Origin of the sequence: Leucothrix arctica (assembly GCF_003172895.1) — a bacterium.
GTDB lineage: Bacteria > Pseudomonadota > Gammaproteobacteria > Thiotrichales > Thiotrichaceae > Leucothrix > Leucothrix arctica.
This window is the reverse complement of sequence record NZ_QGKL01000007.1, coordinates 1-13767: the sequence shown is the minus strand read 5'-3', so window position 1 is coordinate 13767 and position 13767 is coordinate 1. Positions and strand designations below refer to the sequence as shown.

Here is a 13767-nt window from a genome sequence, read left to right as displayed (position 1 = left end):
CTTACTCCGTCGCCTGACGAGCAGCGCTAACCAACGTTCCATTGCGAACGAGCGTCAGTGCTTTACGAATGTCGGGGTACAACACGCGGTCTTGCGTTAAAAACTCAACACCTGCTTCTCGAATACAATCAAATGCAGCTTGACTACCTTTACCGACACTTAAATTTTCATTACCCACTTTCTTGACCTGTAAAGCAATCGCTTGAGTTGCACACAAAAACTCTAATGCCAATACGTTTTCAATGTTCTTCACAATTTCACGCGCATGGCGTGCTGCATTCAAACTCATGCTGACATGATCTTCTTGATTGGCTGAACTAGGAATTGAATCCACCGTGTCAGGGTGAGCCAGTACCTTGCAGTCAGAAACCAATGCTGCTGAGGTTGCTTGCAGCATCATCAAGCCAGCATTTAAGCCTTCTGTAGCTTTTGGTTCTTCAATCAAGAAACTACTCAAGCCATGCTGTGGGTTGATTTGCTTGTCAGGGTCTTCATACGTTTTGGCCGTGTGATAATCAATTAGATTAAACATTCTACGATCAGAAATACTGCCTAGTTCAGTCAATGCAATACTTAAATAGTCCATTGCCATTGCAATTGGCTCACCGTGGAAGTTACCGCCAGAGATCGTTTTATAATCCCTTTCCATATCAAGAAAAATGAGTGGATTATCCGTTGCAGCATTTAAGTCCATCTCAACCCATTTTTTTGCCATTTCAAGTGTGTCTTTAATCGAGCCAAACACTTGTGGGGCGCAACGTACAGAGTATGGATCTTGTGGCGGCACTCGACTTGGGTTCGTTTGTAAATCACCTTCATCAACGATTTCACTGCCTTCAACATAACGCAGTATCTGTGCGGCTGTTTGGATGGCAGCTTCATGGCCACGTGCTTCGTGAACATGCGGGTAGAACGGGTCACGAAAGCCTCTCATTCCTTCTAGTGTCATCGCCGTCACTAATTCAGCATTGGCTAGTAAATTTTCTGCATCTTTAACCACCAAAGCAGCAATTGCAGCAGAGACTGTTGCTCCATTGCATAAGGCTAATGCCTCTTTGGTCTGTAGCTCAACTTTTCCGCCTGCTGCTGCCATTGCTAGCGCACCGGGTACTCGCTGCCACAAGGTTTGCTGGCCAGAGGCAGAATACGTAATGTGCAGATAGGGCGGCTCAGTAGTCGCGTCATTCAGCTGATGGTTTACTTCGGAGTAGGGCATGAAAGCCTCTCCATCGGTACAGTCTAGGTTTAAATCAGTATCGTCTGCGGAAGGCGTCGGTACTGAGCACATAACGAGGAGTAAGTGCGCAAGGGGAGCTAAATCACCACTCGCACCTAAAGAGCCTTGCTCTGGAACCGCGGGGTAAATACGCGCATTTAGCATCGCTACTAACTTGTTGATAATCAGCGGGCGAACACCAGAATAACCTTGTGCCAGAGATTGAGCTCGAATCAACAAGGTGGCTCGAACAATTTCTTCATCAAAGTAGTCGCCTACCCCAACGGAGTGACTGGATATCAAATTGTGGCCAAGTACTTTGGTCAAGTAAACACTGTCTAATGCCGAACGACCGGCTAACGCACCAAAGCCAGTGTTAATACCGTAATAGGCTGTCGGTTGTTGATCATTTAGCTTCGCTTCGCTAATTTGTTGCACCGTTTTGGCCACCCAGGCTTCACTGGCTTTCACGTCCGCTAATGCTTCTTCTGCAAGCTCACCAAGGGGGGCGTGGTGACGGGCAACACGAACTAAATCGCTAATCGATAATTTTCCACCACCCACTTGAATCGTTGATGTGTCACGTGCTGTTTCTGGGGGCATTTTCGAGTGTTCCAACATGGTAAATCCTTAGAATATGATGCGTGATGTATCTGTAATTCGCATGTCGCGCGATTTACGGATGTCCCGTGTGATATTGACGCGCTTTAACCAACGATCATTCCCGTCATAGCGGGGGGTGAAAGGATTACGACCATGGACTGAGCGAAGATTGTCAATAAAGCAAATTTCGCCAGCCGACATCGTGAGATCTTCTTGATCTTGCTTAAACGCATCACTGAGCGCTTTGATAGCATCCTCTGTTTCGTCATCCAATGTATCCATGTAGATAGGGCAATCAACACGAATATAAGGTGAACGTGGGTCTCCAAATAGCACTGGGACTGCTTCAGGAAAATCATCCATTTTTTTGATTTTTTCATCCGAATAACGAATGAATTCTGAAATCACCTCAGTGCTCAACCCAGCCATGTCAGGGAAATCATGTTTTTCAAACTGGCTCGCATCCGGTTTAATAAAAACACACGGTTGCACGAGTTTCTTAACTTGCTCTTTTGTCAACATAGACAGCGCACGGTTGGAGGCAATTGAGGTTGACGCTTGGTTATAATTACGCAGACACATCATGCCAAGGTAATCACCTCGGTAAGGGTGAAAGGCATCTTCCGTGTGGAAGAGTAGTTCTGTTTCGCTACTAGAGCCTGTTTGGTCATTTTCTTGCCCTTTAACGGGCGAAATGTCATGAATAATATGTCCCGCTTGCTGCGTTGACCATGCGACAGGGTCACCCAGTAATGAGGCAAATAGCACTAATAACATTTGCTCTTGGAGGGTGCGATCGGTATCCGACTTTTCACCACGACCTAGCGGTGTAGGACCAATTTTTGTGTGATTAATAGGGTATCCAGAAATAACGCACACGACTGCATCACTCGGTTCACTTAAGCGAAATGTGTTTAAAAACTGGCGAGTCCTAATTGGCAGTTCATGAGAGATAACCACCGCATCATGTAAGAATGCAGGATCTTCAGGGCTAGTGAATTGTCGTGAGACGTTTGCCAACAGCTGTTCGATGAGCTGAATTTCTGTGGTGGTTAATTGAAGCCGAGAAATCATTTTTTACACCAATATATAAATAAAGAGTGAGCGTTGACTTTGTGTCATTTATAAGGTCCATGCTGTCACAACGGTACAAACCGTAGGTGTCAGGAGTCTAGGGAAAGGTGTTTTTCTCAGCAATGAAACTTTACATTTCTTAACACTTCAAGAGCGTTATTAACGGTCTTTTTTACGCCATTAATTAGCGATCATTGAGGCCGCCCAGAAGGGTCGTTAATGTTAAGAATTGTTAAACGCACTTTGAGGCTCAAAGCGCGACTGATAATCTCTCAAAAGACTCGCTGTGACTGAAAGTGGCGAGAGACTCATTTGAATGAATTAAGGTTTGTGTATGACTGAAGCGCTGCAACATTGGATTAGTGACAAACAACAATCGCTCATTCGCGCACCGATTGATGAGGCAATGACGTTGCCACGTAAAGCTTTCACGGATGAGTCTTTTTTTGATTTGGAACGTGAGCGTATTTTTAGTCAGCACTGGTCTGCGGTTTGCTTTACTCAGCAACTATCAGAACTTGGTAGTGTCCTGCCGATTGAATTTTTAGGAATGCCTTTATTGATTGTTCGTGGAGACGATAATGAGTTGCGTGTCTTTCACAACATTGTTCCTTATGATGGTTGCTTAGCCGTTATTGAAGCCGCAACGGTCGATAAGATCAGTACGCCTTATCATGGCTGGCAATATGATTTAAAAGGGAAGCTAGTTTCCATTCCCTTTTGGGATGGTTTTAAACAACCAGATTTATCCGCCTTAAAAGGTCGCAAGGGCGATTTAATCGAGGTCACTAGTCGTAATGAGTTAGGTATTTTATTTGTTGATTTATCAGGAAAGAAAAATGATTTTGAAGCACATATCTCCCCGCTGAAAAAGATATTAACGGGGTACCGAACAGGTGAGATGCGTATCGGTTTAGCAGCGGATGACACTTTGCTGATTGACCAGGAACATTTAGCGACAAATTGGAAAACACATTATGAAAACTGGGCGCTTAATGTGTTACATGAAGGCTTCACTCATGAGGTTTATCACGAGTCTTCACAAATACCTCGTGTCAATGATAATGGTGAAAAAACATACGTCGAGCATATTGACGGTGACTTGATGGCTTTGTCTTATCTAGAGGAAGATTTTGCTGAGACCTATGAGTTAGATGACTTACCACTGAACCACTTAGGGGTAGATCCAAATTGCTCGCCTGAGAAAGGGTTCATTGGTTCTTTCTTCCCTAATGTGCACATTGCCGCTTTTTCTTGCTTCATCCACATGATTATTGTTCTGCCGATCAGTGCGGGAAAAACTCAAACATTGAGGGCACAGTTTTATGATGAAGAGTCAGCGATTGATCATGATGTTGCAGAAGAGCGTGAGGCTCTACAGGCTGACTTTCAAGGTGCGGGTATGGAGGATGGAGTTATCACCGAAGCGGTGCAAAAAGCGCGACATTCTCCCGCATTTGAGCAGCAGTTTTATGCCCCATTTTGGGACAACATGCATTATACCTTTTCAAACAGAGTGCTTGATGCGCTTGACCAGACTAGCTAAATAGACGTGCAACACAGGAATTCAGCATGACAGATGGTATTGAACGATTACATTTTATGGTTGGCGAATGGAATATAGACGCTTTTCGCCCTAATGAATCAGGTGAGTGGGTCAGTAGTCCTGTGCCCACCGAAACACGCATTGATTCGGTATTTGACGGTGCATTTCTACAAGAAGATGAAGTGAAAATGATGTTAGGAGACCAAGTGGTTCGCTTTTTCATCATGTGGTCTTATGACAAATACCGCAACGTGTACCGTATGGTCGCCAGCGATGATCACGATGGTTTAACCGATATTTTGGAAGGTGGGTTCAATGACGGAACAGACACCATTGTCGTTAGTAATCAAACAACCGGTACTGCACCGGAGGATGAGTCTGGGAATAAAGCATTTTTGCGATTAACCTCAACCCAAAATACTCCAGACCGTTTTACTGACGAAATGCATGAATCCTATGACGGTGGAGAAAGCTGGGAAGCCGTCTACCGAGCAATACATACTCGAAAGGCGTAATTAATGACGTCTAAAATCGAAAGTTTACTCACCCAGAGTCTACATAAGTTGGCTCCGGATGGAAGCCCGATACCACACAATCGTGTACAACGCATATTGTCTAAAGTGGTTAGGAAAGTAGTGCCAGCACCCCATCGTTCGCCTTATATGGAATGGGAGTATGGAACGTGGACAGGGTCATTTGCAGGTTTTGATGAAGTTGGCCGGCAGTTAGGCGAAGCGAATGTATTACCGGAATGGTTAGCCTCTCCACTGGACGATAAATGGACTCCGTTTCGAGGCCCAGGTAGCCGTAAAGGCCACCCCTATAATATAGATGCATTCAAAGAAATGGGGCATTGTTGGAATGACTTGTTGCTAGATGCAGCGACGATCAGACACTGGTACAGCCAACGTTACTTAGGCATGAAAAAGACCTTGAATGCTAGAGATCTTTTCATTATTTCATCGATATGCGTTTCAATTCCCAGTTTTTTACTGAGAAGAAAAGACGATCCGACAGCAGACGGTAACCTCCCGCGTCAGTCTGCAGCGGGATTCAAAGTGATTGGTGGCATGTATGCAGCAACAAGCCGCATGGTCAGCCAAGCTCATCCTCTATTAGAAGACGCAGAACTTGATGTAGAAGCATTTTTAGTCTTTTTAGAAGACGAGAGATTACTGTTATCCCCCGAATCGAGAGCATGTGCAGCCCCTGCCAATATGATTCGACAGATTTTGAATGCATTGATTAACCCTGCTTCCGATATACCTGTAGATCAGGGTTTTGCTTATTTGAATGATGATATTGAACGTGCTTTTGACTACGGTGTCATGTGTGCGCGTTTGGATTTGTCCGTGTTATTACATTGGCAGGGGCTTCGCTATTACCTGCAGATGTTAGTAGCAATGCCTGAGGTGCCGTTAGATGTGATTGATTACCTACAGGCCGACCCAGAGTTGTCTCTAGAGGGTAGCGCGGCATTACATGAATACGTATCGATGACTCAGTCCATTCTTGAGGTCGTAGAAAAAGAGGGGGCTGAGCAAGCATTAATCGCCGTTTTACCAACCGAAGAAAATAATGCTTCAGTGATGTCTCTGAAGGAGATTGGGGTGCATTGCTTTGAGTTAGAAACAGTCATGCGTAAATTAGTGTGTACCCAGCAAGTTAAACTAGATCAGATCCTACAAAAATCCCCTTCAGCACTCTCTATAAAACGCTGGTCTCCAGCACCAGGCTCTTTATTTTTAAAGCAATTATTTAAGATAGCCCCACAATTAACGGGCTCAATTCGGGAATAGGTAACTCTTGTGTCGATCCAAGTATCATTAGGTAAACAGGTAGCAATAAACTTACAACGTTACGCGGAAACACCAGAGCGAGAATTATTCTATTATTTAATTAATAGTGATGAGTACGTTAGCGTATTGCCTCGGGCAAAACACCTCGTTGAAGGCTATTTGGCACAAACAACAGTATCGATTAATACTTCTGAACAATTACCTCAATGGTTAGAATCTTTCGAGTACACACCTGAAGCGTTTAGTGCGCGTATGGAGACGATAAGCGAACAAAATCATACTCATCTCCAACACACTCTTACACCCGATCAGTCACAGTATATCCTGTGTCAGCAAGCACCTGCGGCCTTACTAGACGGTGCTTGGTTACAAAATATTTCATTGGCAGCGAACTGTCATGACGAAACCATTGCAAGCTTATTTTGCATCTACACACAGAAAATTGGTGATGGGAATACTCGTCATCACTATGGGAATTTGTACCGTGACTTATTGAGAAGTGGTCGTGTCTATCTACCAGAGATCAATACGCGTTTATTTACAACTCATCGTGATATTCAAGGTACTGCTTTCCAAAAACCGGTGTTTGAGTTGGCGTTATCTTTATTTCCACGCGTTTATTTACCTGAGCTAATAGGCTATACATTAGGTCATTTAGTGAGTGGACAGCACAGTGTGCTACTCCAGCAAGAACCCGCATTGAAATCACAGGGTGTTGATACGCGATATATCCAGCAATACCATGAATCAGAATCATTGGATCAGCAAGTGCAACATATTCAATCCACTGTGATGAAATACCTTGCTCAATTGGATGATACGGTACGTCAAGCACATTGGCAGCGTATTTGGTCCGGCCTAGTCACTCATGACAGTTTAAGTAATAACTTACGGACTATCGTCCATCTTCGACTCGATACCCCTCAAAAGAAAACACCTCACCAGAAAATGCTCGAAATGGTGATTGCTAAGGCGCCACATGCGCGCAATATGCACCGAAACAAACGCTTTGGGAAACGGTATATCAATGACTGGTTTGCTGATGAGCCTTTTGATGCCGAAGGCTTTTTAAACGCGCTGATTGCCTCTCCGTATGTTAATCAAAAGTCTCCTGAAAAAAGTCAACTGATCACACGTAGTGTGGCTTTTGGCGGCCCGATGTTTCGTATATTCACCGATGCTGAAATGGATATTATGGAGGAATGGGTACATAGCTTGTCAGAGGGCGGCGCTATTGCTAATGAAGCGCGTATGCCACCGGTGGCGCTCAATAAGCCAGACGTTTTGCCCCCTCCCATGCCGGCGTTAGTCTCGCCAGATTTAGCCACTTATGCGAAGAGTAAAAAACGAGATCTGTATTATTACTTCGTCAATGCTGATGTGTATCCAGATGTCATGCCGACAGCCAAACAGGTAGCCGCGCAGTACTTTAAAGAGGCTCGCACCGCAATGAATAAGCGTAAGCTGCCACCGCTGCAGCGCTTTTTTGTTTACAGTCATGATGCCTTTGAGTCGCGCATTCAACAGATTTACCAGTCGGAAACGAATGCTTACCAACGCTTTGTTGCCCCTTCAACGGTACCACGTGAAATCATGGTGTGGTTTACCCAACAATATGCCGCCTTTACGATGGTCGACGGGTCTTGGGTACAGAATATCGCTAAAGCAGGTATGTCACACACGGATATATCCGCACGGCTCTTTCGAATTTATTCCGATGAAGTGGGTAATGCCGACACTGCAATGAATCACCCCAATGTATATCGCCGCTTACTGGAAGGTGAAGGGATTCATATGCCGCCAACGGCATCACGTGAATTTTCGATGCAACCAGAGTTGCTAGACTTTTCATTTGACCTACCTTTGCTGACACTGTCCATTTCGATGTTTCCTAAAGCTATGCTGCCAGAAATAATTGGGGTCAATCTGGCGATTGAGCTCAGTGGCTTAGGTAAGGATTATATGACCATTATTGATGAACTCAATTATTGGAAGGTCGATTCTTATTTCTTCACCTTACACCTGACTATCGATAATATTGCGTCTGGCCATACAGCCGTTGCAATGGAGACGGTGCATTTGTATCTAGATCAGGTGCTGACGACTCAGGGACATGATGTAATGCAGCGTGAATGGGAACGAATTTGGGTGGCTTATCTGGCTTTCACCCGTGTCGCTAAAAAGTTTGAAACGACACTAGAGACAAAGGCCGGTTTTAAGTTCATTGGACCTTTAATCAGTCTGACGATGAAAAATAGAAAAGCGGCAAAGCTAAAAAACGGCTAAAACCTAATCCTTAAAATAAGACTCAGGGAATTTCTCCGTAATCAACAGGCTGGGGTGGCCTATGTTGAAAAAAATTAAGCCTTAGTCAGTCTGTCAAATACTAAACTCGATTAAGAGATCGACACGAAGCCCCTAGTTGTGATTTTAACTTTCAGGATGAACAAAAGAGTGGGATCAGGAAAGCTTCATCGCACTGAATAACCATTGTAATAAACTATTTTTCTCAAATACGAGAGAAAAATAGTTTATTAGCATCGCTTTATGAGCTTTCGGCAACTAGGTTAATAGCGACAGAGTTGCTTTCATCAACAACAATCTTTGCCGTGTTACTATTTTCGCCAGTTGACGTCATTTCACCCGCGGTCAAATAACCATTGTACTCAACCAAAAAAGGTACCTGTGTCGTGAAATTCACGCAGCCTTCCGTATCAATACAAACATCACCTGTATACTGACTAGAAGCCGAGCGCTTAACGGTATTACCGATCACGACTATCGTCATTTCTGTAAGCACCTCTTCCCCTGTACCTGCTAGCATATGAGTGTCCAATACAAGCTCTACAGACTTCGTATCAAGGTCTTGTGTGGCTTCAACAGTACCAGTGAGGATGATTGTTTTATCATCTTTCGTTTGCGACAAACCATTGTAAGTGGTTTTGAGTGCCGTAGGCATACTCAGCATTTGATCATAGCCAGTGACTTCAATGATAGTATTGCCATCTGTGAGTACATCACCAATCATGCAATTATTGAAGGTAATCGTTTTACTACCAAGTAAACTTGTTGCATCGATATTTTTTACTTGGCTCGCACTACCGCCATTGCTACAAGTTTCGCTACCGTAAGTATCCAGTGCAGGTAAGTATGCAGAGATACCTGCAGCACTCAGTGAGTAATCACGTGCGGCAAAGGCTGATCTTGAAAAGTAGCTTGCCGTTGCATTTGTCTGAGTCGCAGCAACTTTAGACCCTTGATAGGCTGCACTTGCGATTGAAACAGATTCAGTTACAGTTACATGATCATCACTATGACAGGCGACCAGCAAGATGGAAGCCGATGTGACTCCTATTAGGTTCCTGATAAACATGAATATTTCCTTTTTTTGAATGAATTTAGCGAATGTCCACACTCGAAGAGTGTGGTACTTTCTGTAAATAAAAAGAAGCTATATTATGGCCAAGTAACGTTTGGAAAAGGGCTACTTAACCCAGCACCTGAGCCATCGAGGGAAAAGTTAGCAATACCAATGTTATGAATATCCAGCATTTTGAAGTTACCCGTCAGTGGGTCAATATAGATATTACCACCGCCGCCATCACCCCCTGTTGATAAGGTAATGCTATAAGTCCCTGTGCAGTCAGGGTTAACCGTTACTGTTCCTGTATAAGCAATTTCGAGAATCGAATCGCCGCCCGTTCCACCAAATTCGACGGGAATATCAGCATCATCTGCAAAGGTATTATTAATGGTCATATGACCTGAAGTAATGTTGCCATTACCATCATTAACCTCTCGTCCTACACTAACTGCATATACCCAACCCGCATCAAACTCTGAAAAACCAAAATCAGAATAATCTGTGCGAGTTGCCTCACTCCAAGTATAGCTACCTTTAAGCGTTTCCAATGTGCAGGCTGCCTCAGGAAGTGAAGTAACGCCACCCTCAACGTCTATTGCATTAACACTTGTGTGTAAACCAAGCCCTATAACTAGAACCGGCAATAACGATTTTCTGATGTACTTATTCATTCCTTACATACTCCTAATGTAATTCATTAATATACTTGGACAAGATATTTATATGTATAAATTCCATCCATCTAAAAAAATGGCATTAACAATAATTAACACCATAAGAAAAAATAGCACAGTACTAAAATCATCAACAATCTGAACTTTGTTATTTTTTGTATCTAAAAATAAATTATTTGACTACTTTCTTAATATCCAAAAAAAGCCAGGCTAATTAAGTCGTATAATAGCCCGTATACTAGCCATTTAAGCTCAATATTGGCGAATATAGAGCCTTTGTTTCTGGTGGGTAATAAATCTAAATACACTTGATGCACGGGAATTTTAGGTTGTTTACCCAATTGTTCCGCAGCATAAAGAGGATTATGCATTTGAAGAATTGGTGGCTGAGATTGATGAGGAGCATGCGCCTTATATAGGCGGGTATATAAAGTTACTTAAGAAAGACCCGAAAGCATTTATTAGAGCCTGTTCTAAAGCTGAAAAAGCCGTGGACATGATGAAGAGTTTTTCAGACTGCAGAGTGATTTTTTAGGATATGAGAGACTGGTTAAGTGTGGTGCTTAACCAGTTTTGAAATTTCCCCTATTTCCTTGTATAAAAACAGGGGAGTGATGGCGCTACGCGCATTGTTTTGCCAAGCAGTACAAGCACTCAGGGTTAGCAAGTGCCAAAAGCCGATTGATTACTACCGATAACAGTTAAGCGATCACATCAGCCTTAGACCGAAACCAATTTAACCTCTTGAATATCAACCAATCTAGCAGCATAGCAACTACCAAAGACACTCCCATCAGTGGCAGAAAGATTGCTAGAAAGACAATCAGAGCAGTTATACCAGTACCGAGTTTTATATTACGCTGAGGCGCTGCAGGTACACCCAGTGAACCCACAGGGCGACGAGTCCACCAAGCAGCAAAGCCTGATACAGCGAGTATGACTCCAAGACAAGCAGCTAATGAATTTTGGGCAAGATTCAACCACCCATATAACTCGCCTTGATGAAATGACACGCCCAAAGAAGATGCTTTAGCCATGACAGGGTAGTCCTCAAAATTAACACTAGTTAGTACCTTCCCAGAGTATTGGTCAATAATCAGTTCCGTTTGATCCCAGCGGTTCTTGCTAGCAGAGCGAATCCAATAAGCACCTTGAGCATTTTTTGGTGGGCGCAATTCGTAAGGTGTTACCAAGCCTTGTTCAGAAGCAGCTATTAAAACCGTTTCATAGGCAATTGTTTCGCCCTCTGTTGCGGTCGACTTAATTGAACCACCCGAGAAACGTAAACTTGGCGATTTTTGCCCAGTCTGTGATTGCACATAACTGTAACCACTTCCCCAGACATCAGTCCAAGGTAATCCGCTAATGAGCATTGGAATGATTAGTAAGCTCGCAAAAATACCTGTTAGCAAGTGTGTTTGTTTCCACCAAGGGCGACCTGTGCCTTTTGGTAGCCTAAAAGCTTTCATGATGCCGCCTTTGCCGCGTGGCCACCATAAAAAAAATCCGGTAATAAACATGACAATTGCCCAGTGAGCAGCAATCTCAACAAACTTGGCCCCTGTTTCTCCAAGCAATAACTCACTATGAATTTTCTTTAGTTGGTACATCAACGTTGATTCGCGATCTTGTACCCTTATAACTTCGGCACTATAGGGGTCAACCCATGCATAAGAACGTGTACGGTTTGAATCTTGAATTTCAAATACAGTGCTACGTCCTTCCGTTTCTTCAGTGGTAATACTACGAATACGGGACCCAGGAGCAGCCGCAAGTACAGCAGCTTGTTGGGTTTCTAAAGTGGTTTTTTGGGCCTGTATTTCAACGTTTAAAAGGTCGCTATAGATGAACTCTTCTATTTGCGGTTTGAATAAATAAATTCCCCCTGTAACAGATAAAATAAGCATGAATGGAAGAACGTAAAGTGCTGCAAGAAAATGCCATTTCCAAACAGAACGGTAAAGCGGAGACGAGGTAGTGTCAGCCATGTTGAATCCTTTTAAAAGTATCTAAATAGTTATCGTGTTTTAATTGTGGTTTTAGATAGCTAATGGAGGGCCACGAGGCAACTTTGTAGGATGTAGACGAAGCCTATACTGACTTCGATAATGTGTGAATCTCTTAGGTTGCACACGGATTTTTTGAATAGCTGCTTGCTGGTTAGCTACATATATAAAACTGCTATTCGAAACAGAATAAGGACAGCTTGTGTCTAGTGAGTGATCACCAGACTGTTGGTTTGTAATTTGCTCAGCAGACACTTGTTGATGGTGTGAAAAGTGATTGCTTTTCAAAAACTGTTGCTGGTGAATGCCGCTTACTGGACAAAGCATCAGTAAGTCACCCAAATGACTTGGGTTAGGGGACAGCATTATACCTTGCGGAATTAATGCAATAAGAAAAAATGGCGTTAAAAAGAGGAGCTGGCAGTACCGCCGTACTCGTCTGAATAGACTCATGCTTGATGGACTTTAGTGACTTTTATTGAGTCTAAGGTATTAAACTAATTGATGAATAGTTTAATAATGTATATTTTTGTTATTACAACTCCTGAGGCCATTTGCATTTGCATTAGACGTACTTAAGGTACGGACTCCATATCGCGTATATCTAGGGCACACCCTTATTGTAGGGTTGCTGAAAATTGTCATCAGCTGCTAGTATTTCCAAAATTACGATAGAATGAAAATAGAAAGAGAAAGGAAACCAGAATATTTTATTTTAAAGTAATATAAAATATTATAAAGAGCTATTATTAATAATCAGCCAATAACTAAACCATGGAAAAAATATGTTGATGTAACCATTCTCAGTGTGGCTGACTAGCATTTGTAATGCTACTCCCATTGTTAATGGAACTTGCGTATCTCTTATCCTAAAGTATAAATTTGCACTTTTATTTGGCTCAAGTTTGAACTGGTAAGTCGGATACCTTGTTTGAAGGTATAATGTCAATGGTATCGTTTTTTATTTATTAGAATACTTTATGTAAGCAGAGTCTTCTTTGCTCGGACCATCTAGATGTAAACGGATTGCTTGATTACGGTTATTCTGCTGTAATTCTGTCGATTTTTTTCGGGTATCAATTTTATCCATGCCCAATGATAGCCTATCGTCTATTTGAGCGCTGGGTTAATAACTGACTGTAATGTTTTAGTATTAAATATTTAATACTATCAAGCGTAACTAACGAAAGTTTTTCTAAAGTAGCCGTATTTTTTATATTAAATTTAGTTAATTCATGAAAGCGAGATAAACGAACGCTCTCAAACAAGCAGAGATTTCAGTATCCTTAAGCAATGGTGAAATGATCGCCACAGATACTGCAAAAATCGTTTTAATGAATGACAAGCTTATCAACTTAATTGATGTTCTAGATCTAGCCAAACAACTTCAGAAAACCCATCGTAAAACGTTGTTATCCGGTGTCATACCAACAGTAGGGATTATTGCTGGTGTGTTTGTCTTTAATATTAGTGTGTCAATTGCCA

11 protein-coding genes are annotated in these 13767 nt (G+C 42.7%); 5 read left to right on the top strand and 6 right to left on the bottom strand.

Going from position 1 to position 13767, the window contains the following annotated elements:
• Window position 1: 1 nt before the first annotated feature.
• Together DKT75_RS01475 and gntD are read right to left on the bottom strand one after the other, a co-directional pair.
• The gene (locus DKT75_RS01475; protein WP_146201300.1) at window positions 2-1837 is read right to left on the bottom strand and encodes an HAL/PAL/TAL family ammonia-lyase; all 1836 of its coding nucleotides are present in this window, start codon (window positions 1835-1837) and stop codon (window positions 2-4) included.
• Window positions 1838-1846: 9 nt separating this feature from the next.
• Window positions 1847-2893 (bottom strand): guanitoxin biosynthesis L-enduracididine beta-hydroxylase GntD, encoded by a 1047-nt coding sequence (gntD, locus tag DKT75_RS01470; RefSeq protein WP_109821669.1) that lies wholly within the window; start codon window positions 2891-2893, stop codon window positions 1847-1849.
• A gap of 334 nt (window positions 2894-3227) precedes the next feature.
• On the opposite strand from gntD, the gene DKT75_RS01465 reads away from it, so the two are divergent.
• Genes DKT75_RS01465 through DKT75_RS01450 form a run of 4 tightly spaced genes read left to right on the top strand, consistent with a single transcriptional unit; the run spans window position 3228 to window position 8524 of the window.
• Entirely contained in the window at window positions 3228-4439 is a 1212-nt protein-coding gene (locus DKT75_RS01465; protein WP_109821668.1) for an aromatic ring-hydroxylating oxygenase subunit alpha, read from the top strand.
• Between the two features lie 26 nt (window positions 4440-4465).
• Window positions 4466-4954 (top strand): DUF1579 family protein, encoded by a 489-nt coding sequence (locus DKT75_RS01460; RefSeq protein WP_109821667.1) that lies wholly within the window; start codon window positions 4466-4468, stop codon window positions 4952-4954.
• Between the two features lie 3 nt (window positions 4955-4957).
• A complete protein-coding gene (locus tag DKT75_RS01455; RefSeq protein WP_146201299.1) occupies window positions 4958-6238 on the top strand; it encodes a hypothetical protein in 1281 nt (426 codons plus the stop codon).
• Window positions 6239-6247: 9 nt separating this feature from the next.
• Window positions 6248-8524: an iron-containing redox enzyme family protein gene (locus DKT75_RS01450; protein WP_109821665.1), complete on the top strand. Its 2277-nt coding sequence runs from the start codon at window positions 6248-6250 to the stop codon at window positions 8522-8524.
• A gap of 259 nt (window positions 8525-8783) precedes the next feature.
• Here DKT75_RS01450 and DKT75_RS01445 read toward each other — a convergent pair whose 3' ends face one another.
• The 4 genes from DKT75_RS01445 to DKT75_RS01430 form a co-directional block, all read right to left on the bottom strand.
• Window positions 8784-9611 (bottom strand): hypothetical protein, encoded by an 828-nt coding sequence (locus tag DKT75_RS01445; protein WP_109821664.1) that lies wholly within the window; start codon window positions 9609-9611, stop codon window positions 8784-8786.
• An 83-nt stretch (window positions 9612-9694) separates the two neighbouring features.
• Window positions 9695-10273, bottom strand: a complete 579-nt coding sequence (locus DKT75_RS01440) for a hypothetical protein (protein ID WP_109821663.1) — start codon at window positions 10271-10273, stop codon at window positions 9695-9697.
• A gap of 704 nt (window positions 10274-10977) precedes the next feature.
• Window positions 10978-12264, bottom strand: coding sequence for a PepSY-associated TM helix domain-containing protein (locus DKT75_RS01435; RefSeq protein WP_109821662.1), 1287 nt, complete (start codon window positions 12262-12264; stop codon window positions 10978-10980).
• 51 nt (window positions 12265-12315) lie between these two features.
• Entirely contained in the window at window positions 12316-12648 is a 333-nt protein-coding gene (locus tag DKT75_RS01430) for a hypothetical protein (RefSeq protein WP_109821661.1), read from the bottom strand.
• 935 nt (window positions 12649-13583) lie between these two features.
• On the opposite strand from DKT75_RS01430, the gene DKT75_RS01425 reads away from it, so the two are divergent.
• On the top strand, window positions 13584-13767 hold a 184-nt coding region (locus DKT75_RS01425), incomplete at its 3' end, for a hypothetical protein (RefSeq protein WP_146201298.1).